The organism is Nesterenkonia sp. HG001 (assembly GCF_034438835.1).
Lineage (GTDB): Bacteria > Actinomycetota > Actinomycetes > Actinomycetales > Micrococcaceae > Nesterenkonia > Nesterenkonia xinjiangensis.
The window spans coordinates 59931-86070 of sequence record NZ_JAOSZD010000007.1; the positions used below are offsets into that span (position 1 = coordinate 59931).

Below are 26140 nucleotides of genomic sequence, written 5' to 3' on the forward strand. Positions count from 1 at the left end.
GTGTCCCAGCCGACGCACGGGGTGCACGACCGGCTCAGTCGGTCACGCTGACCCCGGTCTCCCGGATCGGCTCCGTGGAACCGAGCGCGGCCAGCACGGCCTCCGGGTCTCGGGTGGAGATGATCCAGTATGGCGTCGCATCCTCCGGATCGGTGATCTGCACGGTGAGTACGGGGTCGATCCACCCGCGGATGCACTGATAGGACCGGGCGTCGAAGCCGGGCCCGAGCTGCTCGCGGGCGGCCGGGCCGCGGTGACCGACCACCATGCCTACGTGCTGCAGGTCGATGCGGGCACGGCCGGCGGTGAGCCATCCGTCGGAGATCTCGAGCCGCGGGGTGGTGATCACCAGGGCGAAGAGCAGCAGCGCCATGCCGATCACCATGACCACCAGGCCGAGGCCGATGCTGATCGGGAAGAAGATCAGCGAGACCGAGGCTCCGATGATGACCGCGACGAGCCAGATCCACCACGCCGGCCAGAGCTTCTCGGAATAGCTCGGAGAATGGTTCGTCATGCTCCCAAGCTTCTCACGGAACGCCGGTGGGCGAGGAACCGTGCGGCCGGGCTCCGCCCGCGTGTGGGGGGGGCTCCGTCGTCCGTGTCGAGGTGAGTCGAGGTGAGTAGACTCGAGGGGTCGCCGCCCACCCGAGGAGAGAGCACCACCGATGACCACGTCCACGCATGAGCACGCTCACGAGCCCGCCCCGGTCACTGACGCGCCGGACCGGGTGAGGGTGCCGATCCGCCAGCTCGACCACACGCTGCCCCTCCCGAGCTACGCCCACCCCGGGGACGCCGGAGCGGACCTGGTCAGCGCCGAGGACTTCACCCTGGAGCCGGGGGAACGTCGTCTGGTCCCCACAGGGGTCGCGGTGGCCGTCCCGCAGGGGTGGGTCGGCCTGGTGCATCCGCGCAGCGGTCTCGCTGTGAAACACGGAATCACCCTTGTCAACACGCCGGGAACCATCGATGCTGGGTATCGTGGGGAGCTCAAGGTGTGTCTGGTGAACACCGACCGTTCGACTCCGGTGAGCTTCCGTCGTGGAGACCGCATCGCGCAGCTCGTCATCCAGCGGGTCGCGCAGGCCGAGTTCGTGCCTGTCGCCGAGCTGGACGACAGCGTCCGCGGCGCGGGCGGCTTCGGCTCGACCGGCACGTGACTCCCGAGGAATAGAGGAACTTCAGCATGATCTTCGGACGACGGAAGAAGTCCACGGAGGCGCAGGCGCCCAAGCCCGCCACCATCCAGGAGGCCCTCCGCGAGGAGGATCCGGTAGCCGCTGCCGGTCCCGATGCCGCCGGCGTCACCGATGTGTCCACGGAGACCTCCGCCGACGAGAACACGCAGACCGGGGCGGAACCGGGCTCGGCCCGGTCCGCGCCCGAGGAGACGGGAACAGATGCTGCCAAGGGCGTCGCCGCAGAGGGGGATGCCGCCGAGAGCATCGCCGGCGCGGGCCCCTATGACGTCACCGAGGTCGAGTCGACCAAGGGCTACATCGATTTCGGCGCCCTGCTCGTGCCGGCGGGCAAGGAGCAGAAGGTCAGGCTCGACATCGATCAGAAGACCAAGCGAGTGGTGGCGCTGACTATCTCGGTCGGCGAGGCCAGCATCCAGATCCAGCCGTTCTCCGCGCCCAAGTCCGGCGGAACCTGGGACGAGGTCCGTGAGCAGATCCAGGACTCGGTGATCAAGCAGAAGGGCCGCATCAAGGCGCTCGACGGCCGCTTCGGCAAGGAGATCGCCGCCCGCGTGCCGACCACCCTCAAGGACGGCCGTTCCGGCTGGCGGGTGGCCCGCTTCATCGGGTTCGAGGGGAATCGCTGGTTCCTCCGGGGAGTCGTCGGAGGCCGCGGTGCCATCGATCCCAAGGCCGCCCAGGGCGTGGAGGATCTCTTCTCCCGCCTCGTGGTCGTCCGCGGAGAAGACCCGTTGCCGCCGCGTGAGCTGCTGGCCCTCCGACCTCCCGAGGGCGCGAAGCGCGTGGTGGTTCCGCGGAACCCGGCGCAGCGACGAGATGCCGCTCCCGGTCCGAACCCGGCTGCGGCGGCAGTCGGCGGCGTCGGGGGCGTGGGCGGAGAGGCTCAGCCCGCCGCCAACGGGGTGCGACCGCAGGAGCAGGACAGGGCGGCCCGCGGTCCAGGACGGGCGGACGGCTCGGGACAGGGCTGAGAACGCCCGATGTGTGATGAGCAGGCCGGCGGGGTCTCCCGCACGGCGGGGGGACCAGCACAGGGGGAGGCACAGGCGACAGTGATGACAGACTCATCGGCACGGGCTGACACGCCCGGCGAGCCGGACGACGACGTGCGTGAGGCGGATCAGGCGCACCGGGGCATGCCACGGGCCGAGGGCCCGCAGGGCACCCCCGCCGAGACCGAGCCCGGCGCCGGGGAGTTCGGCGAGCGGCTCTCCGAGTCGGCCGCCTCCCGGATGCGCACCCACGACGACGGCTCCCTGGACGTGATGGCCTCCATCGGCGGGGTGCGGGGCCTCGTGGAGGCCTCGGTGCCCGCCGCCGCGTTCCTCACGGTCTTCGTCATCACCGAGGACCTGCTGAGCTCCTCACTCGTGGCGGTGGCGCTCGGCGTGCTGTTCACCATCGCCCGCCTGATGCAGCGGGGCCCGCTGGTGCAGTCCCTCTCTGGCCTCGCAGTCATCGTGCTCTGTGCCTTCGTGGCCCAGCAGACCGGTGAGGCCCGCGACTTCTACCTGTGGGGATTCCTCACCAATGCTGCCTACATCGCAGGCTTCGCCCTCTCGGTCGCAGTGCGCTGGCCCTTCCTGGGCATCCTCTTCGGCTTCATCCGCGGTGAGGGCGTCACCTGGCGGCAGGACGACGAACGCCGACGGCGCTACGCCCTGGCCACGTGGATCGTCACCGGGGTGCTGGCGCTGCGGCTGATGGTCCAGCTCCCGCTCTACCTCTCCGACGCAGTCGTCGCGCTGGGCACCGCCCGCCTCGTGATGGGGCTTCCCCTCTATGCGCTGGCGCTGTGGATCGCCTGGATGATCACCCGCCCCTCGGCGGTTCCCGCGCCGCGCACCGGTGGGGCGGTGACCTGAGCCTATGACCGGTCAGACCGCACGCACCACGAACTCGCAGCAGGTGCTCACCCTCGATGTGGGCCCGATGGCCCATGGTGGTCACTGCGTGGCCCGCCACGAGGGCCGCGTCATCTTCGTCCGGCACGCCATTCCCGGTGAAGTCGTGCGAGCCCGGGTCACCGACTCCGGGCCGCAGGCCAAGTTCTGGCGCGCAGACGTCATCGAGGTGCTCGCGGCCTCGGACTATCGCCGCCGCCACATCTGGAAGCTGGCCGACGCCCTGCGCGCCCATGAGATGGACCGGCTGCCGGTGGGCGGCGCCGAGTACGGACATATCACCGATCAGCACCAGCGGAGGGTCAAGGCCCAGGTCTTCCGAGACACCCTTCAGCGCATCGGGGGCATCGCCCTGCAGGACCTCGCGCTGGCCCATGGCCCCGCCGACGGGGAGATCCATGTGGCCGACGTCGGGGAGCGCCACAGCAACGGCCTGCACTGGCGCACCCGAGTGAGCTTCGGCATCAACGATCACGGTGTGCTGAGCATGAAGCCTTACCGCAGCCACCAGCTCATCGATCTGCGCGGCATGCCGTTGGCCGTCGAGGCCATCCACGAGTCCCGACTCTTCGGCGGAGACTTCACCGGTGCGGAACGGGTCGACGTCGTGGCTCCGGGCGGGCGGGCTCCGCTGGCCCTGGTGGTCCACGCCCAGCAGCATCGGGCCGCTGAGGCAGGACTGCGAGAGCGGCTCCTGCGCATCGCGGAGATCGAGCCGACCGTTCAGACCATCGTGCTGGCCCTGGCCCGGGCAGACGACGCGCGCGCCGGAGACATCACCTCCGGGGATCCGAGCAGCGCAGGCGGCCGCGGGTCCCGGCAGGGCGCACGCAACGGTGCCCGCGGGCGGGCCCGGGGTGAGCGGCTGGCCGCACCTCAGGTGCCCACGGTGGTCGAGCATGAGGTGGTCCTGGGAGGGCGCACCGTCGAGGAGCCGCTCCCGGTGCCGCTGACCACGGATGCCGGCGAGGTACGCCATTTTGTGCCGCTGCGCCCCGAAGGCTTCTGGCAGATCCACCGGCACGCGCCCGATGCGCTGGTGCGCACCGTCGACGAGATGGTCTCCCTCGGGGCGGGGAGCTCGGTTGCCGACCTCTATGCCGGGGCCGGGCTCTTCAGCGCCTGGGCGGCCGAGCGGACCGGCGCGGAGGGACGAGTGATCAGCGTCGAGGCGGCCCCGGGCTCCAGCGCCTCAGCCCGTGAGCTCTTCGCGACTTCCCCGCAGGTGAGCGTGGAGCGAGCAGCGGTGGAGCGTGTGCTGGACTCACTCTCCGGCCATGACCTGGTCCTGCTGGATCCGCCGCGTGCCGGTGCGGGGAAGAAGGTCATCGCCGGATTGGACGTAGCCGGCCAACGACAGATCGTCTACGTGTCCTGCGAACCGGCCTCCTTCGCTCGCGACGCGAAGGACCTCCTGGCCCGTGGATGGCGACTTGCGGACCTCCAAGTCCTCGATCTCTACCCGAACACCCACCACATGGAGTCGGTGGCCCTGTTCGAGCGCTGATCCAGGCAGGTGGAGCAGCTCCTGGTCAGTGTCGTCCCCGTGTCTTCCCGTGCCGTCACTGTGCACGGCGCGGTCGTTCCGACACGAGTCTCCTCAGCGCATGACGACCGAGTAGGATGGACAGCGATACGGCTCTGAGCGCTGGAGGAGGGACCGCGTGCTCAGGCCCGGTCGCACCACTGACCCGAGATCGCCGTCGTGCTCACTGTTGAGCGTCGCTGCGTCCACGGGGCGACCGAGGCCGGCACCGGAGACTCCGCCATGTGAGATACCTCAGCGCCCGTAGTCCGGGGGCCGTGCGCCGCCGGACCGTGTCCGTCTGGCAACTACAGAGGAGTCCCGCGTGAGCACTGTGGACAGCTTCGGAGCAAAAGGCGTTCTCAACGTCAACGGCGCCGACTATGAAATCTTCCGCCTCAACACTGTGGAGGGGTACGACTCCCTGCCCTACAGCCTGAAGGTCCTTCTGGAGAACCTTCTGCGCACTGAGGACGGGGCGAATGTGACGGCCGAGCACATCACGGCCATCGGGCAGTGGGACGCGAAGGCACAGCCCAACACCGAGATCCAGTTCACCCCGGGCCGGGTGCTGATGCAGGACTTCACGGGCGTGCCCTGCGTGGTGGACCTGGCGACCATGCGCGAGGCTGTGGCCGATCTCGGCGGAAACCCGGACCAGATCAACCCGCTGGCGCCGGCCGAGATGGTCATCGACCACTCCGTGCAGATCGACTCCTTCGGCAATTCGGACGCGATCGAGCGCAACATGGACATCGAGTACCAGCGCAACGGTGAGCGATACCAGTTCCTGCGCTGGGGTCAGATGGCCTTCGACGACTTCAAGGTCGTGCCCCCGGGCATGGGCATCGTGCACCAGGTCAACATCGAGAACCTGGCCCGTGTGGTGATGACCCGGGAGATCGACGGCGTGCTGCGCGCCTACCCGGACACCTGCGTGGGCACCGATTCGCACACCACGATGGAGAACGGCCTGGGCGTGCTGGGCTGGGGCGTGGGCGGCATCGAGGCCGAGGCTGCGATGCTCGGCCAGCCGATCTCCATGCTGATCCCGCGCGTGGTCGGCTTCAAGCTCTCCGGTGAGATCCCGGCCGGCGCGACGGCCACCGACGTCGTCCTCACCATCACCCAGATGCTCCGCGAGCACGGCGTGGTCGGGAAGTTCGTCGAGTTCTACGGCGAGGGCGTCGCCGCGGTGCCGCTGGCCAACCGCGCCACCATCGGCAACATGTCCCCGGAGTTCGGCTCCACCGCGGCCATGTTCCCCATCGACGACGTCACCATCGATTACCTGCGCCTGACCGGCCGCACCGAGGAGCAGCTCGCCCTCGTGGAGGCCTACGCCAAGGAGCAGGGCATGTGGCACGACGCATCGCGCGAGCTGCGCTTCTCGGAGTACCTTGAGCTGGACCTCTCCACCGTGGTGCCGTCCATCTCGGGACCGAAGCGACCGCAGGACCGCATCGAGCTCACCGACGCCAAGCAGCAGTTCCGCAAGGACATCCACAACTACGTGGAGCACACGGTCGACACCTCCACCAACGGCCACGCCGACGCCGCCTCGGCGGCCTCCTTCCCGGCCTCCGACGCTCCGGCGCACGCCGCCGACGAGGAGCAGGACGCCAAGGACCGTCCGCGCCACGACGACAGCGGACCCGTGGTGGGCCGCCCGTCCAAGCCGGTGGGCATCTCGATGCCCGACGGCCGTGAGTTCACCATGGACCATGGTGCGGTCTCCATCGCGTCGATCACGTCCTGCACGAACACCTCCAACCCCAATGTCATGCTCGCCGCAGGTGTGCTGGCGCGCAACGCGGTGGAGAAGGGCCTCACGCAGAAGCCTTGGGTGAAGACCTCCATCGCCCCGGGATCGAAGGTCGTCACCGACTACTATGAGAAGTCAGGCCTGATCGAATACCTGGAGAAGATCGGGTTCTTCGTGGTCGGCTACGGCTGCACCACCTGCATCGGCAACTCGGGTCCTCTGGAGGAGGAGATCTCCCAGAAGGTCCAGGACGAGGACCTCGCCGTGACCTCGGTGCTCTCCGGAAACCGGAACTTCGAGGGCCGCATCAACCCCGACGTGAAGATGAACTACCTGGCCTCTCCGCCGCTGGTGGTCGCCTACGCGCTGGCCGGCACGATGGACTTCGACTTCGAGAACGAGCCGCTGGGTCAGGACGCCGACGGCGGTGACGTCTTCCTGCGCGACATCTGGCCCGACCCCGTCGAAGTCCAGAGGATCATCGACGAGTCCATCGACACGCAGATGTTCACCTCGAAGTACGACACCGTCTTCGACGGTGACCACCGCTGGACGGCGCTGGACACCCCGGAGGGCTCGACCTTCTCCTGGGATGAGAGCTCCACCTATGTGCGGAAGGCCCCGTACTTCGACGGCATGCAGCTGGAATCGTCGCCGGTCGAGGACATCACGGACGCTCGGGTGCTGCTGAAGCTCGGCGACTCCGTCACGACGGACCACATCTCACCGGCTGGGTCCTTCAAATCGGACACTCCAGCGGGACGCTACCTGCTGGAGAACGGCGTGGAGCGCAAGAACTTCAACTCCTACGGATCCCGGCGCGGCAACCACGAGGTCATGATCCGTGGCACCTTCGCCAACATCCGGATCAAGAACGAGCTCCTCGACGACGTCGAGGGGGGTTTCACCCGGGACTTCACCCAGGACGGCGCCCCGCAGGCCTACGTCTACGATGCCGCGATGAACTACCAGGAGGCAGGCACCCCACTGGTCGTGCTCGGCGGCAAGGAGTACGGCTCCGGCTCGTCGCGCGACTGGGCGGCCAAGGGCACCAAGCTGCTCGGGGTCCGTGCGGTCATCACCGAGTCCTTCGAGCGCATCCACCGGTCGAACCTCATCGGCATGGGCGTGCTCCCGCTGCAGTTCCCGGAGGGCGAGACCGCCGACACTCTGGGCCTGACCGGCTTCGAAACCTTCAGTATCTCGGGCATCACGGCACTGAACGAGGGCACCACCCCGGAGACCGTGACGGTCACCGCCACCAAGGAGGACGGCACCGAGGTGTCCTTCGACGCGGTGGTCCGCATCGACACCCCCGGCGAGGCGGACTACTACCGCAACGGCGGCATCCTGCAGTACGTGCTGCGCCAGCTGGTGAAGTGACCGGCTGATCGAGGCGGCGGAGGTCGCCGGAGCGACGGCGGGCGGACCGGGGGAGACTCTGGGCCGCCCGCCGTCGGCGTCCGGCGGGTGCGGAATCCGGCACGACGGACGGTAGAATCGCAGGAAGCCTGATCGCATGGGAGGGATCGAGTCCGTGAAGACCATTCTGGAGACCATCAGGTCTCCCCAGGATCTGACCCGGCTGTCCGATGAGCAGTTGGAACGGCTGACCGCGGAGATCCGGCAGTTCCTCATCGACAACGTCTCCAGGACGGGCGGGCATCTGGGCCCCAACCTCGGCGTGGTGGAGCTGACCCTGGCGATCCATCGCATCTTCGACTCGCCTCGTGACTCGATCATCTTCGACACCGGACACCAGTCCTACATCCACAAGCTGGTGACCGGGCGTCAGGACTTCTCCACCCTGCGGCAGCAGGGAGGGCTGGCGGGCTACCCCGATCGGGCGGAGTCCATCCACGACGTCGTCGAGTCCTCCCACGCCTCCTCGTCGCTGTCCTGGGCCGACGGGATCTCCAAGGCCCGGGTCCTCAGCGGGGAGGACGACCGGTCCGTCGTCGCTGTCATCGGGGACGGAGCGCTGACCGGCGGCATGGCCTGGGAGGCGCTGAACAACATCGCCGCGGACAAGGACCGCCGAGTGATCATCGTCGTCAACGACAACGGTCGCTCCTACGCTCCGACAGTCGGCGGGCTCGCCGATCAACTGGGTCGGCTGCGCCGCGGCTTCCTCGACAAGCTGCGCACGCACCACGTCTACGAGAGGACGATGGACGGCACCAAGCAGCGTCTGCAGCATGGGGGGCCGGTCAGCCAGATGGTCTACCGCAGCCTGCATGCGGCGAAGAAGGGCGCCAAGGACTTCTGGGCCCCGCAGGGCCTCTTCGAAGACCTGGGCATGAAATACATCGGCCCGGTGGACGGCCATGATCAACGCTCCATGGAGGAGGCTCTCCAGGACGCCAAGAACTATGGCGGCCCGGTCATCGTCCATGCCCTCACGGAGAAGGGTCGCGGCTATGCGCCGGCCCGCGCGGACGAGAAGGACCAGTTCCACGCCGTCGGGGTGATCGATCCGGAGACCGGTGAGCCTGTCTCGCGGGGGGCCGCACGGTCCTGGACCTCGGTCTTCGAGGAGGAGATCACCGCCATCGCCGACGAGCGTCCCGACGTCGTCGCGCTCACCGGGGCGATGCTCAATCCCGTGGGGCTGCGCAGCTTCGCCCAGAACCACCCGGAGCGGGTCTTCGACGTCGGCATCGCCGAGCAGCACGCCGTCACCTCTGCGGCCGGGCTGGCCTATGGGGGACTGCACCCGGTGGTGGCCCTTTACGCGACCTTCCTCAACCGGGCCTTCGACCAGCTGCTCATGGATGTCGCGCTCCACAAGGCGGGAGTCACGCTCGTCCTCGACCGCGCAGGGGTCACCGGTCCGGACGGCCCCAGCCATCACGGCATGTGGGACCTCTCCCTCCTGCAGATCGTCCCGGGGCTGCAGATCGCCGCACCGCGTGACTCGACGCGGCTGCGTGAAGAGCTGCGTGAGGCAGTGGCGGTTGACGACGCTCCTACGGTGGTCCGTTTCTCCAAGGGCTCGGTCAACGGCGAGATCGACGCCCTGCATCGGTTCGACGACGGCGTGGAGGTGCTCCATGGCCAGACCGACGACGACGGCGCCTACAGCAACGACGTGCTGATCGTCTCGGTCGGCACGATGGCTGAGCTGTCTCTCGACGTCGCCCGGCGACTCGCCGACCAGGGCATCACCTCCACGGTGGTCGACCCGCGATGGGTGCTGCCGGTGCCGGAGACCGTGGTCTCCCTGGCGGCGAGGCACCGCATCGTGGTGTGCGCCGAGGACGGGGTGAAGGCCGGCGGCGTCGGGTCGCGGATCCGTCAGACCATGCGTGAGGCCGGAGTCGACACCGCTCTCAACGAGGTGGGCCTGCCGGTGGAGTTCCTCTCGCATGGATCGCGGGGCGAGGTGCTCGCACGGGTCGGACTGACCTCCGCCCAGATCGCACAGGACACCGTGGCCCAGGTGCTGGGCACCAAGGTGCCTTTCGCCCGCCCGCTGCCCGGGGAGGACCTCCCCACCGGAGAGATCCCCAGCTTCCCCTTCAGCCGGGACACCTGAACCTGCCCCTGACCAGCTCACACTTCCCGCCGCTCGGGACCTCCCTGCGGCCCAGACCCTCCGGAGGCTCCATGATCAGTCTGTTCCGTCCCGCCGAGCCGTCAGGCTGGCAGTACCGCGAAGCGTGGTTCGACGAGGCCGCCGGTGAGTTCGTGGTCCATCACGGTGCGGTGGGCGTCAACGGCACGCTGACCGCCGAGAAGGCGCAGCCCGAGGAGGCTCAGGTGCTGCTGGAGAGCTTCACCGCCCAGTGTGCGGCCGACGGGTACCGCGAGGTGTCCAAAGAGGAGACTACCGAGCTGGTGGTGGCTGTCCCGCTGAAGGGCTCGGAGCCTTCGGCGGCGGAACGGCGGAATGCGGACACCGTGCACGCCACGGTGCTGACCACCCTGGCCTGGCGGGGCCTCGGCGCGTTGAGCGATCCTGAGCCGGCGGAGTTCGACGGTGCCACGGCGCTGGTCATGAGCGGCCGCACGCTGCACCGCCGCAAGGCTGGAGATGCGGTGCGCGGTGCCATCCGCGGAACGGATGTGCCGGCCTCGAAGGTGCGTATCCGCATCGGCTGATCCTGATCGCACGGATCCGCCTCCGGTCCGGGCTCCTCAGAGGGTCGTACTGCTCAGATCAGCACACGGATTTCGCCGTCGGTGATCTCCGCCTCGAACCGGGTCAGCGGGCGGGTCGCGGGCCCAGAGATCGGCTCGCCCGAGTCGACGGCGAAGACGGATCCATGGCAGGGGCAGGGGAACCGCTCGTCCTCAGCCTCCACCGTGCATCCCTGGTGGGTGCAGACGGACGTGAAGGCGTGCACCTCTTCCTCGCCGCTGCGGTGCAGGAGAAGGTCATGCTCTCCGACGCTGGCTGACGTGGAGGCTCCCGGCGGCAGCTCCTCGGCCGCGAGCACCGATTCCCACGTGTCGCCGGGATGCACGGCCTCGCCCGCAGACTCGGAGTCTTCCGTGCCGCCGCCGCAGGCTGCCAGTGAGAGCCCGGTCAGGCCGACGGCCCCGGCAGCGGTGGAGCGGAGAAAGGCCCGGCGGGCGCAGCATGTGTCACTCATCGGTCCCGAGTCTACCGGGACCAGGAACGCAGTGCCGCGCCCACCTGACGGGCCGATTTGATCGACTGTGGGGCCGACCTCAGTGGAAGGTGCGGCCGTTGATCCGCTCGCTGGCGCCGATCTGATCCAGGTAGGGAGTGATGCCGCCGCGGTGCATCGGCCAGGCGGCCCCGAGGATCATGCACAGATCGATGTCCTTCGGCGAGCTGACCACCCCCTCGGTGAGCATCAGACCGATCTCCTGGGCCAGGGCGTCCTCGACGTCGTGGAGCAGCTGCTCGCCGGTGCGCGGGGAGTCGCCGACCTCGATGAGCGCCAGCGTCTCCTCCTTGATGTACGGGCGGCCCTCCTCGTCGGTGCTCCAGATTTCGGTGACACCTGCCTCGATGAGTCGTTGCAGATTGTCCGAGACATGGAACCTCTCACCGAACGCCGCGTGCAGCGACTCGGTGACGTGCTGGGCCACCGGGATGCCGACCATCGCCAGCAGGGTGAAAGGCGTCATCGGCAGTCCGATGGGCCGCAGCGCCTGATCCGCGGTGGCCGCGTCGGTGCCCTCGTCGAAGGCCTTCTGCACCTCGGCCATGAGGCGCAGCAGGATCCGGTTGACCACGAACGCGGCCGAGTCGGTGGTCAGCACCGGGGTCTTGCGCAGCCGTGCGGCAAGGTCGAAGGCCGTGGCGATAGGCTCGTCAGCGGTCTGCGGGGTCCGGGCGATCTCGATCAGCGGCATCACGGCGACCGGGTTGAAGAAGTGGAAACCGATGACCCGCTCAGGGTGCCGCAGATCGGCGGCCATCTCCGTGACCGACAGGGAGGAGGTGTTCGTGGCCAGGATCGTCTCGGCAGGGACGATCTCCTCCAGCTCCGCGAAGACCTGCTTCTTCACCCCGATCTCCTCGAAGACCGCCTCGATGATGAAATCGGCGTCCGCGTAGACGGACTTGTCCGTGGAGCCGGTGACCAGGCCCTTGAGGCCTGCGGCCTGATCGGCGCTCAGCCTGCCCTTCGTCTGCAGCTTCTGCACCTGGGAGGAGACGAAGTCCAGGCCCTTGGCGACGCGGGCGTCGTCGACGTCGGTCATCACCACGGGCACCTGCAGGTGCTGGGCGAAGACCATGGCGAGCTGAGAGGCCATCAGCCCGGCCCCGACGATGCCGACCTTGCCGACCTGACGCGGAGCCGTCTCCGGCACTCCGGCCGGACGCTTGGCGCGCTTCTGGACCAGCTCCAGGAAGGCGTAGACGGTGTTGGCGAACTCGGCGGTCACCATCAGCTCGGCCAGCGCATCGCATTCGGCGACCCGATCCTGCTCGCGATCCCGATCCTTGCCGGCGGTGAAGACCTCCAGCGCCTTCACCGGGGCGGGCGCAGACTCTCCGGTCTTCGTGGCCACGGTCCTGCGGGCGGAGCCCACGGCGCGCTCCCAGGCCTCCTCGGAGGTGTCACGGTCCCGGTGTCGCGTCAGTGAGGTCAGCGTCTCGGGGTCCTCGGAGATGACCCTGGCCGCGAAGGCCAGGGACTCCTGTTCGAAGTCGTCGGCCCCGAGCAGGGCGTCGGCGATGCCGAGCTCATAGGCCTGCGGGCCCTTCAACGTGCGGTTGTTGGCCAGCGCGTTGCTGAAGATCACCTGCGCGGCCGCCTCGGGGCCGATGAGCCGGGGCAGGCGGTACACACCGCCCCATCCGGGGATGAGCCCCAGGAAGGCCTCGGGCAGGGAGAGCGCCTTGGCGCCCGTGGAGACGGTGCGCCACTGGGCCGCCAGTGCGATCTCCAGACCGCCGCCCAGAGCGGTGCCGTTGATGAAGGCGAAGCTGGGCACCGGGAAGTCTTCGAGCAGGTTGTAGGCCTGATGGCCCAGTTCGGCCATCGTCCGGGCGAGCTCCGAAGATTCGATGGTGTTGACCGCGCCGAGGTCCGCGCCGGCCACCAGGTATCCGGGCTTGCCGATCACGGCGAGGCCGACGATCTCGCCGGACTCAGCACGGGGCAGCTGCGCGGCCACGGCTTCGCCGAACGCGATGAGCGAGTTCGGTCCGAGCGTGGTGGGCCGTTTCGGCGCATCATTGTCGAGCCGGATGAGCGCCAGGGTGCCGGCGTCGTCGGGAAGTGCGACGTCCTCGACCCGGCTGTGCGTGAGCACCTCGTCGGAGAAGGCCTCCGCGAGGGCGGCGTAGCCGGAGAAGTCGGTCTGTGCGGGGGTGATGGCCTGCCGGTCGGTTCCGGCGGAGCTGGAGCGGGCGGACTGCGCGTTCATGGGTGCCTCCACAGCGTCGTCGTCAGGGAAGAATGCGTTCCGCATCACATGCTACCGACGAGTAGCTCACCTGGCCAGCGCGCCCGCCGACTGCCTCAGAGGTCGTCCAGCGGATCGGGGTCCAGCAGGGCGACCGTGACGATGGCCGCGGTCTGCTCCACCTGCCACGGACGGGCCCCCAGCTCGGCCAGAGCTGCTGCCACCGTCTCGAGATCGATCGGCTCCGGCGGGTCCCAGCAGAGCTGCTTGAGCACCGCCGGAGTCAGCAGGATCTCCGACATGACCTCCAGCCTCTCGGCCTGCCGGACCAGGCGCTCCCGGGCCGTGCGGTACCGGCGGAAGGCCAGCGGATTCCGATCCTTCCAGGAGCGCGGAGGAGGGGGAGCGCCGGTGCGGCGCTGCAGTTCAGGAAGGTCCTCGGACGCCGCCCCGGCTTTGACCGCCCGCAGCCATCGCGGGGCTTCCCGTTTGGCGGCACGCCCGTGGAATCCCGGCACTCCCAACAGCTGCGGCACGGTCCCGGGCATGTCCTGGGCCGCGGCGACCAACGCAGAGTCGGGGAGCACGTGGCCCGGGGCGATGTCCTTCTGCTCGGCCAGGTGCTCGCGGGCGCGCCACAGCTCTCGCAGGGCTGCCAGGCGGCGCGGACTCTTCAGCTTGTTGATCCCGGTGGTCTTGCGCCATCGGTCCTTCCTCGGGACCGCGGCCGGTCGATGCGTCCGCACATGCTCGAACTCCTGGGCCGCCCAGTCCGTCTTTCCCTGCTCCTCGAGCATCTGGCTGAGCGAGGAGCGCAGCTCGATCAGCAGCTCGACGTCCAGAGCCGCATAGCGCAGCCAGTCCTGCGGCAGAGGGCGTCGGGACCAGTCCGCCGCCGAGTGCTCCTTGGCCAGCCGGACGCCCAGCAGGGATTCGACGACGGCACCGAGGCCGACGCGGGGCAGCCCGGCCAGCCGGGCTCCCAGCTCGGTGTCGAAGAGCGCATGCGGGTGCATCCCCAGCTCGGCCAGGCAGGGAAGATCCTGGGAGGCGGCGTGCAGGATCCATTCCGCACTGCCGAGGGCACGCTGCAGCGGGATGAGCGTGTCGAAGGGCTCGGGGTCGATCAGCCAGAGTCCTGAGCCCTCACGCTTGAGCTGCACGAGAAAGGCCCGCTGGCCGTAGCGGAAGCCGGAGGCGCGCTCCGCGTCGACCGCCACCGGTCCGGAGCCTGCGGCGAGAGCCTCGGCGCAGCGCTGCAGGCCCCGCGGGGTGTCGATGACGAAGGGTACTCCGTCGGCGGGCTCGGTCAGCAGGGGCGGAAGATGCTCTTCCTGGTCCTCCATGATGTGGTCAGTTCCTCCTGACATGGGGCAGGGCCACCACGCCGTCGGGCAGGGGCGGGAGTCCGGCGAAGGAGCAGACCATGTCGGCCCAGGCTTCCAGGTGCCGGCCCAGGTGCGAGCCCGTGGGTGTCCAGGAGGCGCGCAGCTCCACAGTGTTGCTGGCCCGACGCTCCTCGAGACTGCCGAAGGACTCCGAGAGGATGCGCGTGGCGGTGCCGCCGGCGTGGCTGTGCTCGACGCCGCACTGGTCCAGCGAATCGCTCAGCCAGGTCCAGGCGACCTCCGCGAGCAGGGGATCGTTGCCCATGTCCGCGTCCAGCTCGGCACGGATATAGATGACCACCCGGAAGGTCCCGCCCCAGGTCTCCTGGCCCTGTGGATCGTGCAGCAGGATGAAGCGCCCCGTCGCCAGCATGTCCGGTTCCTCCGGCGCCGGCCGGAGCCGGTCAGGGCCGTGCACCGGAGTCTTCGCCGAAGGTTCCAGCACCTCGGCACGCAGCGCCACCGCGTAGGGGGCGAGTTTCACCGGGGCCGGGATCTCCTCGACGAGCGCCTGGTGCCGAGGTCGGGCACGGCGCAGGTCCCCCAGGGCCGAGCGGAAGGACTCTGGGAGCTCGTCGATGCCGGGAGTGGAGATCTGTGGGCCGAGCCCGCGTCCCCTCGCAGATCCGGCCGGATCGAGTGCTGTCACGCATCCAGCCTATGGACAGGATCAGCCACCGTGGGCGAGGCGCGCCGTGGAGGCTCTGCGCGCGTGGTCCACCAGCTCGTCGATCTGCGCATCCGAGGTGGCGAAGGAGCACATCAGGCGGATGATCGGGTCACCGTCGGCCGCCTCGTCCCAGACATGGCACAGGTACCGCGACTGCAGGGCCGCCACCACATGGCGGGGCATCTTCGGGAACACGGCGTTGACCTGGGCGGGGGAGGAGAGCTCGATGCCGTCGATCTGCGCGAGCCGCTCGCCCAGCCGCCGCGCCTGTGCGTTGGCATGCTCGGCGTTGCGCCGCCACAGGTCCGTGCCGAAGAGCTCGAGCAGCTGGGCGGAGACGAACCGCTGTTTGCTGGCCAGCTGCATCGAGAACTTCCGGATGTAGTCGAGCCCGGTCACCCTGTCCGGGTTCAGGACAACGACGGCCTCGGCCGCCAGCGCCCCGTTCTTGGTGCCGCCCAGACTGAGGACGTCGACACCGACGTCGGTGGTGACCTCACGCAGGGACACGCCCAAGGCCGCGGCCGCGTTAGAGATCCGTGATCCGTCCATGTGCACTCCCAGGCCTGAGGCGTGCGCCCGCTCGGCCACGGCGGCGATCTGTGCGGGGGAGTAGACGGTGCCGACCTCGGTGGACTGGGTCAGCGTCACGGCCAGCGGCTGTGCGGCATGGACGAAGCCCTGCGCACCCAGTTCCGCGTCGACGTCCTCCGGGGCGAGGCGACCGTCGGGGCGAGGGCGGGCCAGAAGCTTGATCGCCCCCACTCGTTCTGGCGCGGCACCCTCGTCAGTGTTCACATGTGCCTGGCGGGTGCAGATGGCAGCTCCCCAGCGAGGCAGCATCGCCTGCAGGGAGACCACGTTGGCGCCGGTGCCGGTGAACACCGGGAAGATCTGCGCCTGCGACCCGAACTCCTCACGGATGACATGCTCCAGCCGTGCTGTCACGCTGTCCCCACCGTAGGGCAGGGCAGAACCCGTGTTGGCGTCGGTGATGGCCCCGAGGACCGCGGGGGAGATCCCGGCGGTGTTGTCCGAGGCGAAGCCCGGGTCGAGCAGGTCCGCCGGCACAGCTGGTGCCGCTGACTCCGCGGCCCTCTCAGCGGCGGTCAGGTCGATGCTGGTCACTCGTCCTCCTCCTGGAAGGTCATCGACAGGGAGTTGATGCAGTAGCGCTGATCAGTCGGGGTGTCGAAGCCTTCCCCGGAGAACACGTGCCCCAGGTGGGAGTCGCAGGAGCCGCAACGGACCTCCACACGCTCCATGCCCATCCCTGTGTCGCGAAGATAGCGCACGTTCGCGCCCTCGGCGGGCTGGTAGAAGCTCGGCCACCCGCAGCGGGAGTCGAATTTGGTCTCGGAGGTGAAGAGCTCGGCGCCGCAGGCGCGGCAGCGATACACGCCGCGCTGGCCGGCGTCCCGCTGCTCTCCGGTGAACGGGCGCTCCGTACCCCCTTGGCGCAGGACGTAGTACTCCTCGGGGCTCAGCCGCTCTCGCCACTGGGCGTCGCTCAGCGAGGCGAACGCGGCCGGGGCGCCGGGGTCGGTCTGGTCAGTGCTCATGGCTCCATCACATCACGATCACATCGTCGGGTGTCCTCCACGGGCCCGTGCGGCGCCCGCGGCCGCCGACCCTGCGGGTCGGCGGTGTTCAGCAGGCACAACGTCCGGACCGCGACGGAGCTTCCCGAGGCGGCAGGTGAAGCCCAGCTCCGGACTCGCCTGAGGTGTGGAACACAGCATGCGCCAGGCGGCGCGCGTAAGCTGGCCTGTGGGCATCGTAGCCCTCGAAACACCCGGAACCGACCTCGTGGAGGCCTCCCAGTCATGTCACCCCGCGCTCACGCGCCCGGCTCGGCTTCGCGTGCCCTGCCCGCTCAGGTCGGCGGCCTGACCGCTCGGATCCGACGCGTCATCGAGAGGCTCCCGGAGAGGTCTTCCCGGCGGACTCCCGATTCGGACCCTGGGACCCCCTGGCTGCGAGCCTCGATGCTCGGCGTCGGCACCGGCCTGGCCGCCGGCATGACGCTGGCCGGGGCCGCCTCCGCCCTGGCAGGCCACTTCGCACGCGTGGTGGTCACGCCGGCCAAGGAGCATGCCGAGGACCTGGAGATCCTCGCGGTGGTGCGTGGGCCCGCCGGTGACGAGGTCATCCTGCCGGCCACCCCCGAGACGGTGGTGGAGGGCACCTACGGACTCAACTTCCACGGTGGTCGGGCGAGTGCACGGATCGGGGAGATCAGCTCGTTCAGCCCTCGCGACGGCACGATCGCCCGCCGCGTCGAGAAGGTCTACGACGGGGACCTTCGCCAGGTGAACCGGGGCTGGTGGACCTCCGTGCCGGACCCGACGCCCGACGCCGCCGGCTTCACCTCCCGCGACGTCGTCGTCGAGCTCCCGGGCGGACCGGCCCCGGCGTGGCATGTGCCCCCGCGCACCCGCACCGGCCCGCTGGCTGAGAAGAACGTCTGGGCGGTGATGGTCCATGGACGTGGGGGTCGACGCGCCGAGGGCATCCGTGCGCTGGGGGTGGCCGAGCGGCTCGGCATCGACGCCCTGCTGATCTCCTACCGCAACGACGGCGAGGCCCCGGACGCCCCCGATGGACGCTACGGACTCGGCGTCACCGAATGGGAGGACGTGGAGGCCGCGGTGCAGCACGCTCTGGACCAGGGCGCCGAGGACGTCCTGCTCTTCGGCTGGTCCATGGGCGGGGCCATCGCTCTGCAGACTGCGGACCGGTCGCGGCTCGCACCGGCGATCCGCGGGCTGGTGCTCACCGGGCCGGTCGTGGACTGGATCGATGTGCTGGGCTACCAGGCACGGGCCAACCGCATCCCGGAGGCCGTGGGACGCCTGGGAAGCTGGTTCATCTCGCATCCGGCGGGACGCCGCGTGACCGGGCTGGCTGCCCCGGTGGACCTCAAGGCGTTGAACTGGATCGACCGTGCCGACCAGCTTCACGTGCGCACGCTGATCCTGCACAGCAGCGATGACGACGTCGTGCCCTACGTCCCCTCACGGAACCTCGCCGAGCGGAACGAGATGGTCACCTTCGTACCGTTCACCCAGGCGCGGCACGTCAAGGAGTGGAACCACGACCGTGAACGCTGGGAGCAGAGCGTGGTGGCGTGGGTGACGGAGCTGTTCGGCGGCGACGCACCGGCGCACCTCAGCTCAGCGACGCGACGTGCGCGGTGATGTTCCGCTTGATGCGGCCCAGCATCGCTGACATGCCACGCAGACGCAGGGGCGTGATGGCCTTGGACAGGCCCAGCCGTGCGGGGACGTCATCGGGCACCGCGAGGATCTCCTCGTAGCTGAGGCCGTTGAGCCCCTGATGCAGGATCGAGGCGAAGCCCCGGGTGGTGGGAGCCTCCGGCGGCGCGGAGAAGACGATCTCGGCTGTGCGGGCCTCGTCGTCGTACTCGAAGGCCAGGAACAGCGGAGTCTGGCACTCCACCACCTGCTCCATGGAGTCGGCGGAGCCCTGATAGCGCGGAGGCACCTCGGGCAGCTCTCGGGAGAGCTCCAGCAGCAGCTCCAGCTTCTGCTGGTCCGGAACCGCCTGGAACTCCTCGATGATCTCGGCCAGCGGCTCGGGCAGGCGCGCGGCGGTCGTGGTGGTCATCATGTCTCCAGGATAAGCGGGGAGGGCGTCCTGAGCCGACCCGCCGCCCGCCTGACGGTGCCAGGCACGGGCGACGGGCGCTCAGACACCCGAGCGTCGCGGGGTCGACGAGGGCGTTCAGCCGCGGGGCGCCTCGCCGGGCTCCTCGCCCACGGCGATGGGCAGCCGCACCGCATTGCCCCATTCGGTCCAGGAGCCGTCGTAGTTGCGCACGTTCTCGTGGCCCAGCAGGTGCTGGAGCACGAACCAGGTGTGCGAGGACCGCTCGCCGATGCGGCAGTAGGCGATGACGTCGTCGGCCTCTCCCAGCCCGGCGTCCTGGCGATAGATCTTCTCCAGCTCCTCGCGGGACCTGAAGGTGCCGTCCTCCTGGGCCGCCTTCCCCCAGGGAACGGAGGCCGCCGAGGGGATGTGTCCGCGCCGCAGGGCGCCCTCCTCCTCATAGCCCTCCATATGGGTGCGCTCCCCGGAGTACTCCAGCGGAGAGCGGACGTCCACCAGAGGCTTGCCGAAGTGGGCCTGCACGTCTTCGCGGAAGGCGCGGTGGGTCGAGTCGTCCCGGGGGACCACCGGGTACTCGCCCCGGGCCGGCGAGGGCCGCTCGGTGCTGACCTCGCGCCCCTCCTCGGTCCACTTCTGGCGGCCGCCGTCCATGAGGCGGACGTCCTGATGGCCGAAGAGCGTGAACACCCAGAGCGCATAGGCCGCCCACCAGTTGGACTTGTCACCGTAGAAGACCACGGTGGAGTCCCGGCTGATGCCCTTGGCCGCGGCGAACTCGGCGAAGTGCTCACCGTCGAGGAAGTCTCGGGTGACCGGGTCGTTGAGCTCGGTGTGCCAGTCGATCTTCACCGCACCGGGGATGTGGCCGGTCTCGTAGAGCAGCACGTCCTCGTTCGACTCGACCAGCACCACGCCGTCGTCGTCCTTGTGCTCCGCCACCCATGCAGTGGAGACCAGCTTCTCCGGGTGGGCGTACTGACTGAAGTCCTTCTCGCTCATCTGCGGGGCCTTTCTGTCGGGCTCGGGCATGCGCCTGGTGCCAGCGTATCGAGGCACGCGGTGTGTTCCCACCAGATGTCACGAACCGTCATGCGTGGGTGCCCGTGCTCAATGGGTAGCATGGCCTCATGCCGTCTGACGCCACGCCGCTGAGCCGACGGAGTCCGCAGGTGGGCGTCGGGGAGCTCCTCGAGGGCCTGACGCCCTCCTTCCGCTTCGCCGATGTCTCCTTCGACTCCTACATCCCGGATCCCGGGCACCCCTCGCAGGCGCAGGCTGTGGAGGAACTGCGTGGATTCGCCGAGACCGTGGGGCGCCCTCGCGGGTCGGGTGGACTGCTGTCCCGGCTCTTCGGGGGAGGATCCTCGGGAGCCCCGAGCGGCAGGCGGGGGCGGAGCACAAAGAGTCCCAGAACGGGCGGCATCTACCTCGATGGCGGCTTCGGCGTGGGCAAGACCCACCTCTTGGCCTCGCTCTACCACGCCTCCCCGGGACAACGTGCCTTCGGGACGTTCGTGGAGTACACCAACCTGGTGGGCGCGCTGTCCTTCCGCCGCACCGTGGACGTGCTCTCGGACTACTCGCTGGTCTGCATCGACGAGTTCGAGCTGGACGACCCCGGGGACACCGTGCTGATGTCCCGACTGATGCGCGAGCTGACCGACGCCGGCGTCAAGCTCGCCGCCACCTCCAACACGCTGCCCGGCTCGCTGGGCGACGGACGCTTCGCCGCCTCCGACTTCCAGCGTGAGATCCAGGTGCTGGCCGACCAGTTCGCCGTGGTCCGGGTCGACGGTGAGGACTTCCGCCACCGTGGCCTGCCCGAGGCGCCCCCGCCGCTGGCCACCGAGGAGCTGGAGGACTTCGCCGCCGCGCACCACGAGGGAGCCACGGTCGTCGTGGACGACTTCGAGGCCCTGACCGAGCACCTGAGCCAGGTGCACCCCAGTCGATACCGGCACCTGCTCAGCGGGGTCGAGGTGCTCGTGCTCAAGGATGTCACCACCATCGAAGCCCAGTCCCTGGGACTCCGCTTCGTGGTGCTGGCGGACCGGCTCTATGACCAGGACGTGAAGATCATCGCCTCCGGGGTCCCGTTCGACCAGCTCTTTACCGAGGAGATGATGTCCGGCGGGTACATGAAGAAGTACCATCGGGCCGTCTCTCGCCTGACCGCCCTGGTCCGGTCCGGCCAGATGGGGGAGAAGGCGCTCTGACCACGCCGTGGGTGCGCGCACTGCTGTGCCGCGCCGCAGAGAGGCGTAGACTCGATCCTCACCATCGACGGGCTGCCGACGCGCCTCGGGGCAGACGTGGACGTGCCAGCGGCGCGTGCGCCCGGCTCTCGGAGGTCGTCATCGCAGGTCGTTAACGGGCCGTTCATCGGCGTCTGATCGGATGGAGGACGTCGCAGGAGAGAAGGGGAGCAGAGCATGATCAGGGACCAGGTGCAGGACATCGTGGGGGATCTGAACCAGGCGCCCCGGGAGAACCTCCGCGAGTTCATCGACCGCCTCCGCGAAGGTGGCTACACGGTCCAGGACGGCCACACTCCGGACCCGGACCTCATCGATCCCCAGGGCAACGCCGTCGAGACCTGGCAGGAGAACTACCCCTACGAGTACCGCCTCGAGCGGGACATTTACGAGCTGGAGAAGTACCACCTGCAGGTGGAGCTGCTGAAGTTCCAATACTGGGCAGAGGACTACGGGCTCAAGCACGTCCTCGTTTTCGAAGGTCGGGATGCGGCGGGCAAAGGTGGCACGATCAAGCGATTCACCGAGCATCTCAACCCCCGGACCGCACGCGTCGTGGCGCTGAACAAGCCCTCAGACCGGGAGCGTGGCCAGTGGTACTTCCAGCGCTACGTCCACCATCTGCCCACCGCGGGGGAGATGGTCCTGTTCGACCGTTCCTGGTACAACCGGGCAGGTGTGGAGCGGGTGATGGGCTTCTGCTCCGATGACGAGTATGAGGTGTTCATGCGGCAGGCTCCGCAGTTCGAACAGATGCTCGTCGATGCCGGGATCCACCTGACGAAGTTCTGGTTCTCCGTGACCCAGAAGGAGCAGCGGACCCGCTTCGCGATCCGGCAGATCGACCCGGTCCGGCAGTGGAAGCTCTCGCCGATGGACCTGGAGTCCCTGGATCGTTGGGAGGCTTACACAGACGCCAAGGAGGAGATGTTCCGGCGCACGGACACCGATCATGCTCCATGGATCACCATCAAGTCCAATGACAAGAAGCGAGCCCGCCTCAACGCGATGCGCTACTTCCTCAGCCAATTCGAGTACGAGGGCAAGGACCACGAGGTCGTGGGTGAGCCCGACCCGCTGATCGTGCGGCGCGGTCGCGACGCCGTCGGCGACTGACCCGCGCCCTCCTTGACGTCCGCGCCGCCGCTGACGTGGGGGACTGGCCCCGGGAAGCAATGGTCATCACATTGCGGGCCCCGAGGCGATAGAGTGTAGACGCTCGCCTCCTCGGTCGTCGTCGACCGTCGACGGCGAGCATCGTGTCATCTGAGCACCTCTGAGCACCTCTGAGCACCTCGCGCCACCGTCTCACCACGGGGCGGGTGTCGCATGAGGAGGCTGCGTCATCCCGGAAACCTCCCGGGACTAGGATGCACTCGATCGATCACCAGACCTCGATAAGGAGACTGCATGAGTGCCGATATCGGCGTGACCGGACTGGCCGTGATGGGAGCCAACCTGGCGCGGAACCTGGCCCGCAACGGCTACACCGTGTCCCTGCACAACCGGTCGGTGGGCCGCACCGATGCGCTGCTCGCGGCGCATGGGGACGAGGGCAGCTTCGTCCGCACTGAGACTCTCGCCGAGCTGGTCGAGTCTCTGCAGCGGCCACGTCGGGTGCTGATCATGGTGAAGGCCGGGGCCCCGGTGGACGCCGTCATCGAGGACCTCGTCCCGCTGCTCGACGAGGGCGACATCATCATCGACGCCGGCAACTCCTTCTACGAGGAGACTCGCCGTCGAGAGGAGACGCTCCGCGAGAAAGGCCTGCACTTCGTGGGCGTCGGCGTCTCCGGCGGCGAGGAGGGCGCGCTCAACGGTCCGTCGATCATGCCCGGCGGTTCCCGAGAGTCCTACGAGACCCTCGGTCCGATGCTGGAGAAGATCTCAGCGGACTACCACGGCGAGCCCTGCTGCGCCTGGGTCGGCACCGACGGTGCGGGCCACTACGTGAAGATGGTCCACAACGGCATCGAGTACGCCGACATGCAGGTCATCGGTGAGGCCTATGACCTCATGCGCAGCCTCGCCGGCATCGAGCCCGCCGACCAGGCGAAGGTCTTCCGCGAATGGAACACCACCGACCTGGCCTCCTACCTGATCGAGATCACCTCCGAGGTCCTCGAGCAGGAGGACGAGCTCACCGGCCGCCCCCTGGTCGACGTGGTGGTCGACTCCGCCGGTCAGAAGGGCACCGGCCGCTGGACCGCGATCTCCGCCCTGGAGGTCGGCTCGCCGGTCACCGCGATCGCCGAGTCGGTGTTCGCGCGTTCGATCTCCTCTCAGCAGGAGCTGCGCGCTGAGACCAACGCCGCATTCAGCTCCGGAATCGATGAGAACGCACCGGCCGCCGAGTTCGGCTCAGATTTCGTCGAGGACGTGCGCAAGGCCCTCTACGCCTCCAAGCTGGTCGCCTATGCCCAGGGTCTGGACATGCTGGTCGCCGCCGGGGAGGAGTACGGGTGGGACCTAGACCTGAAGTCCATCGCCTCGCTGTGGCGGGCCGGCTGCATCATCCGTGCCGACCTGCTGGACACCATCATGAAGGCCTACGACGCCGACGCCGACGAGCGGCCGAAGAACCTGCTGCTCGCCGAGGAGTTCACCGAGGCCATCAATGAGTGCCTTCCCGCCTGGCGCCGGGTGGTCGCCGCGGCGGCGACCCATGGGGTCCCGGCTCCGGTCTTCGCCTCGTCGCTCGCCTACTACGACAGCCTGCGTCGCGACCGTCTTCCGGCCGCGCTGACCCAGGGGCTGCGCGACTACTTCGGCGCCCATACCTACCAGCGCGTGGACAAGGAAGGCACCTTCCACACCCAGTGGTCGGGCGACCGCACCGAGATCGACGGCTGAGGCCGAGCACCACCTCGTCGACGCGCCGACGTCGCACGACGGACGAGTCAGGGCCCGGCCCGCGGAACTTTCCGCGGGCCGGGCCCTGACTCGTCCGGTCGCATGAGCCGCGGCCGCAGTGATGGGCATCACGGCCAGCTTGCTCTATGCTTCACAGGCATGACACATGATGCATCGTTCCCTTCTCGAACTGTCCCAGGTCAGCCCTCGGGGGCGACCTCACCGGAGGTGCCCGGCGGTCGGTCCCTCTCCCGGCGTGCCGCGCTCGGGACGCTCGGCTCACTGGCCCTGCTGCCGCTGGGCGTCCAGGCGGCGATCGCCCGTCCCGGTGCGGAGTCCAGCACCTCCACTCCGACCGGCGCCATCCGCAGCTACGACGACATGATCCGTGAGCTCGCCCAGATCGAGCGCTCCTCCCAGGGGCAGGTGACCGTGCGGACGCTGGCCGAGATCGGCACTGCCGAGACCCGTTCCGAGCAGGGGCGGGAGCTCTACGTGGCGCAGGTCGGCCACGGCGATCGCCACGTGTGGATCATGGGGCGGATCCACGGTGACGAGCCCTACGGGCTCGAGGCGACCCTGGCGGTGCTCAAGGCGCTGGGCAGCAGCGGACAGCCTGCCCACCGCCGGCTGCGCGAAGAGTTCACCCTGCACATCATCCCGATGTACAACCCGGACGGTTCGGAGATGAACACACGCACCACCACGCTGTGGGACCGGGAGGCCAACGCGCCGCGCCGCGACGCCCAGGGCGCCGAGCTGACCGTCGACCTGAACCGGGACTGGACGGCGGAAGGCTTCCTCGCCCGGGAGTCCCGGGCCTGGTACGAGTACTGGACGATGGTCCGGCCCAGCTACGCCCTGGACATCCATCACCAGGGGCAGAAGCTCGATCCGGAGACCGGCGAGCCGATCACGTTCTCACTGGGAGTCTCCCTGGCTCCGGGAGGGCCCACGCTGCCCGGGATCCGCGACGGGGAGTTCGACGTGCTCACCCGACAGATGGCCTCGCAGGTGTGGCTGGACACCCGGCACCGTGGCCACATCACCGCGGACCGCTATGACGTGGGAGGGGGTCAGGTGATCGACATCCGGGGCGGCGTCGTCTCGGCGATGATGCTCGGCCTGGACTGGGCCGGCCTGAACCCTGACGGTCATGCCCATGCGGCGATCTTTTTCGAGACCTCCGGGAACACGCGGGACGGGGACCTCGGCCAGCGCGGTCGTGGGAAGTTCGTGCAGCAGAACATCCTGGGCGTGGAGTCCTGGCTGGAAGGGCTGGCCAGCGGAGAGACCTTCGCACTGGCCCCGGAGATCTGGGAGGAGATCCCCCACGCGCCGGTGGAGTACTACTTCACCGATTGGGGCGGCGTGATCCCCGTCAGCTGATCACCCGTCAGCTGGGCCCCGATCAGATGAACAACGCCGGATCGAGGGCGTAGCTGGCGGGGTCGACCAGCGGCCGGTGCTCCTCCTGGCGGCGCTTGCGGTCCTTGGCCGGGACGCCCACCAGCACGGAATGCGCCGGAGCAGACTTCACCACCACGGCGTTGGCCCCCACCGCAGACTGCTCGCCGATCTCGACCGGTCCCAGGACCTTGGCTCCCGCGCCGACGACGACCCCATCCCCGAGGGTGGGGTGCCGTTTGGTCTGCTCCAGGGACGTGCCCCCGAGCGTCACCCCCTGGTAGAGCATGCAGTCGTCACCGATCTCGGCCGTCTCGCCGATCACGACACCCATGCCGTGATCGATGAAGAAGCGTCGGCCGATGTGCGCGCCCGGGTGGATCTCGATGCCGGTGAGTCCACGAGTGACCTGGGAGAGCACACGGGCTGGTGTCTTCAGCGGGCGGACGCCCCACATACGGTGTGCCACCCGGTGGGACCAGATCGCGTGGAGACCGGAGTAGACGAGCACCACCTCGACGTCGCTGCGGGCGGCGGGGTCGTGCTCGCGCGCGGAGCGGATGTCCTCACGCAGGCGCTTGAAGATGCCCAAGGTGGATCGGTGCCTTTCGACGTCGACGGCGGGTCACTGCAGGCTATCGGCGGCCGAGCGGCCGCGGCCAGTCGGCGCGTCCGCCGACAGGAGGGGTTCCCCTGGTCAG

The 26140-nt window shown here is 68.9% G+C and carries 22 protein-coding genes; 12 read left to right on the forward strand and 10 right to left on the reverse strand.

Translation table 11 applies throughout. The features are described from left to right. Positions 1-34 precede the first annotated feature (34 nt). Positions 35-517, reverse strand: a complete 483-nt coding sequence (locus ODE13_RS12470) for a DUF3093 domain-containing protein (RefSeq protein WP_322479576.1) — start codon at positions 515-517, stop codon at positions 35-37. Between the two features lie 151 nt (positions 518-668). Between ODE13_RS12470 and dut the strand changes: the two genes are divergently transcribed. The 7 genes from dut to ODE13_RS12505 all read left to right on the forward strand — a co-directional run bounded on the left by dut (position 669) and on the right by ODE13_RS12505 (position 10503). Continuing rightward, a complete protein-coding gene (gene dut / locus ODE13_RS12475; protein ID WP_322479577.1) occupies positions 669-1163 on the forward strand; it encodes a dUTP diphosphatase in 495 nt (164 codons plus the stop codon). Positions 1164-1189: 26 nt separating this feature from the next. Beyond that, on the forward strand, positions 1190-2176 hold the full coding sequence (locus ODE13_RS12480; RefSeq protein WP_322479578.1) for a DUF3710 domain-containing protein: 987 nt from the start codon (positions 1190-1192) through the stop codon (positions 2174-2176). 84 nt (positions 2177-2260) lie between these two features. After that, entirely contained in the window at positions 2261-3070 is an 810-nt protein-coding gene (locus ODE13_RS12485; RefSeq protein ID WP_322479579.1) for a DUF3159 domain-containing protein, read from the forward strand. Positions 3071-3074: 4 nt separating this feature from the next. Next, entirely contained in the window at positions 3075-4616 is a 1542-nt protein-coding gene (locus tag ODE13_RS12490) for a class I SAM-dependent RNA methyltransferase (protein ID WP_322479580.1), read from the forward strand. Between the two features lie 343 nt (positions 4617-4959). Then, the gene (locus ODE13_RS12495) at positions 4960-7782 is read left to right on the forward strand and encodes an aconitate hydratase (protein WP_322479581.1); all 2823 of its coding nucleotides are present in this window, start codon (positions 4960-4962) and stop codon (positions 7780-7782) included. 136 nt (positions 7783-7918) lie between these two features. Next, positions 7919-9937 carry a 1-deoxy-D-xylulose-5-phosphate synthase gene (dxs, locus tag ODE13_RS12500; protein WP_322479582.1) on the forward strand — a complete coding sequence of 673 codons (2019 nt, stop codon included), beginning with the start codon at positions 7919-7921 and terminating at the stop codon, positions 9935-9937. 71 nt (positions 9938-10008) lie between these two features. Beyond that, a complete protein-coding gene (locus ODE13_RS12505) occupies positions 10009-10503 on the forward strand; it encodes a hypothetical protein (RefSeq protein ID WP_322479583.1) in 495 nt (164 codons plus the stop codon). A 53-nt stretch (positions 10504-10556) separates the two neighbouring features. Here ODE13_RS12505 and ODE13_RS12510 read toward each other — a convergent pair whose 3' ends face one another. The 6 genes from ODE13_RS12510 to msrB form a co-directional block, all read right to left on the reverse strand. Continuing rightward, on the reverse strand, positions 10557-10997 hold the full coding sequence (locus ODE13_RS12510; protein WP_179542818.1) for a Rieske (2Fe-2S) protein: 441 nt from the start codon (positions 10995-10997) through the stop codon (positions 10557-10559). A 79-nt stretch (positions 10998-11076) separates the two neighbouring features. Then, on the reverse strand, positions 11077-13254 hold the full coding sequence (locus ODE13_RS12515; RefSeq protein WP_322479584.1) for a 3-hydroxyacyl-CoA dehydrogenase NAD-binding domain-containing protein: 2178 nt from the start codon (positions 13252-13254) through the stop codon (positions 11077-11079). A 95-nt stretch (positions 13255-13349) separates the two neighbouring features. Further along, a complete protein-coding gene (locus ODE13_RS12520) occupies positions 13350-14579 on the reverse strand; it encodes a ribonuclease D (protein WP_322479585.1) in 1230 nt (409 codons plus the stop codon). Positions 14580-14586: 7 nt separating this feature from the next. Next, on the reverse strand, positions 14587-15216 hold the full coding sequence (locus tag ODE13_RS12525; RefSeq protein WP_322479677.1) for a DUF3000 domain-containing protein: 630 nt from the start codon (positions 15214-15216) through the stop codon (positions 14587-14589). A 75-nt stretch (positions 15217-15291) separates the two neighbouring features. Further along, complete coding sequence (locus tag ODE13_RS12530) at positions 15292-16419, reverse strand: threonine aldolase family protein (RefSeq protein WP_322479586.1); 1128 nt, start codon at positions 16417-16419, stop codon at positions 15292-15294. After that, positions 16416-16853, reverse strand: a complete 438-nt coding sequence (gene msrB / locus ODE13_RS12535; protein ID WP_322479587.1) for a peptide-methionine (R)-S-oxide reductase MsrB — start codon at positions 16851-16853, stop codon at positions 16416-16418. Before msrB ends, ODE13_RS12530 begins: the two co-directional genes overlap by 4 nt. 264 nt (positions 16854-17117) lie before the next feature. Here msrB and ODE13_RS12540 point away from each other — a divergent pair, with 264 nt between their 5' ends. Continuing rightward, entirely contained in the window at positions 17118-18491 is a 1374-nt protein-coding gene (locus tag ODE13_RS12540; protein WP_322479588.1) for an alpha/beta hydrolase family protein, read from the forward strand. Here the strand turns inward: ODE13_RS12540 and ODE13_RS12545 are convergent. Both ODE13_RS12545 and ODE13_RS12550 read right to left on the reverse strand, forming a co-directional pair. Further along, positions 18463-18921, reverse strand: a complete 459-nt coding sequence (locus ODE13_RS12545) for a SufE family protein (protein ID WP_179543253.1) — start codon at positions 18919-18921, stop codon at positions 18463-18465. The genes ODE13_RS12540 and ODE13_RS12545 overlap by 29 nt on opposite strands. A gap of 117 nt (positions 18922-19038) precedes the next feature. Next, positions 19039-19923, reverse strand: a complete 885-nt coding sequence (locus tag ODE13_RS12550) for a sulfurtransferase (RefSeq protein ID WP_322479589.1) — start codon at positions 19921-19923, stop codon at positions 19039-19041. A 128-nt stretch (positions 19924-20051) separates the two neighbouring features. Here ODE13_RS12550 and zapE point away from each other — a divergent pair, with 128 nt between their 5' ends. The 4 genes from zapE (at position 20052) to ODE13_RS12570 (ending at position 25421) form a co-directional block, all read left to right on the forward strand. Further along, positions 20052-21140, forward strand: coding sequence for a cell division protein ZapE (zapE, locus tag ODE13_RS12555; protein ID WP_322479590.1), 1089 nt, complete (start codon positions 20052-20054; stop codon positions 21138-21140). A gap of 216 nt (positions 21141-21356) precedes the next feature. After that, the gene (gene ppk2 / locus ODE13_RS12560) at positions 21357-22295 is read left to right on the forward strand and encodes a polyphosphate kinase 2 (RefSeq protein ID WP_179542811.1); all 939 of its coding nucleotides are present in this window, start codon (positions 21357-21359) and stop codon (positions 22293-22295) included. A 294-nt stretch (positions 22296-22589) separates the two neighbouring features. Further along, positions 22590-24032, forward strand: coding sequence for an NADP-dependent phosphogluconate dehydrogenase (gene gndA, locus ODE13_RS12565; protein WP_322479591.1), 1443 nt, complete (start codon positions 22590-22592; stop codon positions 24030-24032). 159 nt (positions 24033-24191) lie between these two features. Beyond that, positions 24192-25421 (forward strand): M14 family zinc carboxypeptidase, encoded by a 1230-nt coding sequence (locus ODE13_RS12570; protein WP_322479592.1) that lies wholly within the window; start codon positions 24192-24194, stop codon positions 25419-25421. Positions 25422-25443: 22 nt separating this feature from the next. Here ODE13_RS12570 and epsC read toward each other — a convergent pair whose 3' ends face one another. Further along, positions 25444-26031, reverse strand: coding sequence for a serine O-acetyltransferase EpsC (gene epsC, locus ODE13_RS12575; protein ID WP_322479593.1), 588 nt, complete (start codon positions 26029-26031; stop codon positions 25444-25446). Between the last annotated feature and the right edge of the window lie 109 nt (positions 26032-26140).

Coding starts and splice junctions, on each gene's coding strand:
- ODE13_RS12540 (WP_322479588.1), top strand. CDS start 17,118: ATGTCACCCCGCGCTCACGCGCCCGGCTCGGCTTCGCGTGCCCTGCCC.
- ODE13_RS12470 (WP_322479576.1), bottom strand. CDS start 517: ATGACGAACCATTCTCCGAGCTATTCCGAGAAGCTCTGGCCGGCGTGG.
- dut (WP_322479577.1), top strand. CDS start 669: ATGACCACGTCCACGCATGAGCACGCTCACGAGCCCGCCCCGGTCACT.
- ODE13_RS12515 (WP_322479584.1), bottom strand. CDS start 13,254: ATGAACGCGCAGTCCGCCCGCTCCAGCTCCGCCGGAACCGACCGGCAG.
- ODE13_RS12490 (WP_322479580.1), top strand. CDS start 3,075: ATGACCGGTCAGACCGCACGCACCACGAACTCGCAGCAGGTGCTCACC.
- dxs (WP_322479582.1), top strand. CDS start 7,919: ATGGGAGGGATCGAGTCCGTGAAGACCATTCTGGAGACCATCAGGTCT.
- gndA (WP_322479591.1), top strand. CDS start 22,590: ATGAGTGCCGATATCGGCGTGACCGGACTGGCCGTGATGGGAGCCAAC.
- ODE13_RS12480 (WP_322479578.1), top strand. CDS start 1,190: ATGATCTTCGGACGACGGAAGAAGTCCACGGAGGCGCAGGCGCCCAAG.
- ODE13_RS12545 (WP_179543253.1), bottom strand. CDS start 18,921: ATGACCACCACGACCGCCGCGCGCCTGCCCGAGCCGCTGGCCGAGATC.
- ODE13_RS12570 (WP_322479592.1), top strand. CDS start 24,192: ATGACACATGATGCATCGTTCCCTTCTCGAACTGTCCCAGGTCAGCCC.
- zapE (WP_322479590.1), top strand. CDS start 20,052: ATGCCGTCTGACGCCACGCCGCTGAGCCGACGGAGTCCGCAGGTGGGC.
- ODE13_RS12510 (WP_179542818.1), bottom strand. CDS start 10,997: ATGAGTGACACATGCTGCGCCCGCCGGGCCTTTCTCCGCTCCACCGCT.
- ODE13_RS12505 (WP_322479583.1), top strand. CDS start 10,009: ATGATCAGTCTGTTCCGTCCCGCCGAGCCGTCAGGCTGGCAGTACCGC.
- ppk2 (WP_179542811.1), top strand. CDS start 21,357: ATGATCAGGGACCAGGTGCAGGACATCGTGGGGGATCTGAACCAGGCG.
- ODE13_RS12485 (WP_322479579.1), top strand. CDS start 2,261: ATGACAGACTCATCGGCACGGGCTGACACGCCCGGCGAGCCGGACGAC.
- msrB (WP_322479587.1), bottom strand. CDS start 16,853: ATGAGCACTGACCAGACCGACCCCGGCGCCCCGGCCGCGTTCGCCTCG.
- ODE13_RS12550 (WP_322479589.1), bottom strand. CDS start 19,923: ATGAGCGAGAAGGACTTCAGTCAGTACGCCCACCCGGAGAAGCTGGTC.
- ODE13_RS12520 (WP_322479585.1), bottom strand. CDS start 14,579: ATGGAGGACCAGGAAGAGCATCTTCCGCCCCTGCTGACCGAGCCCGCC.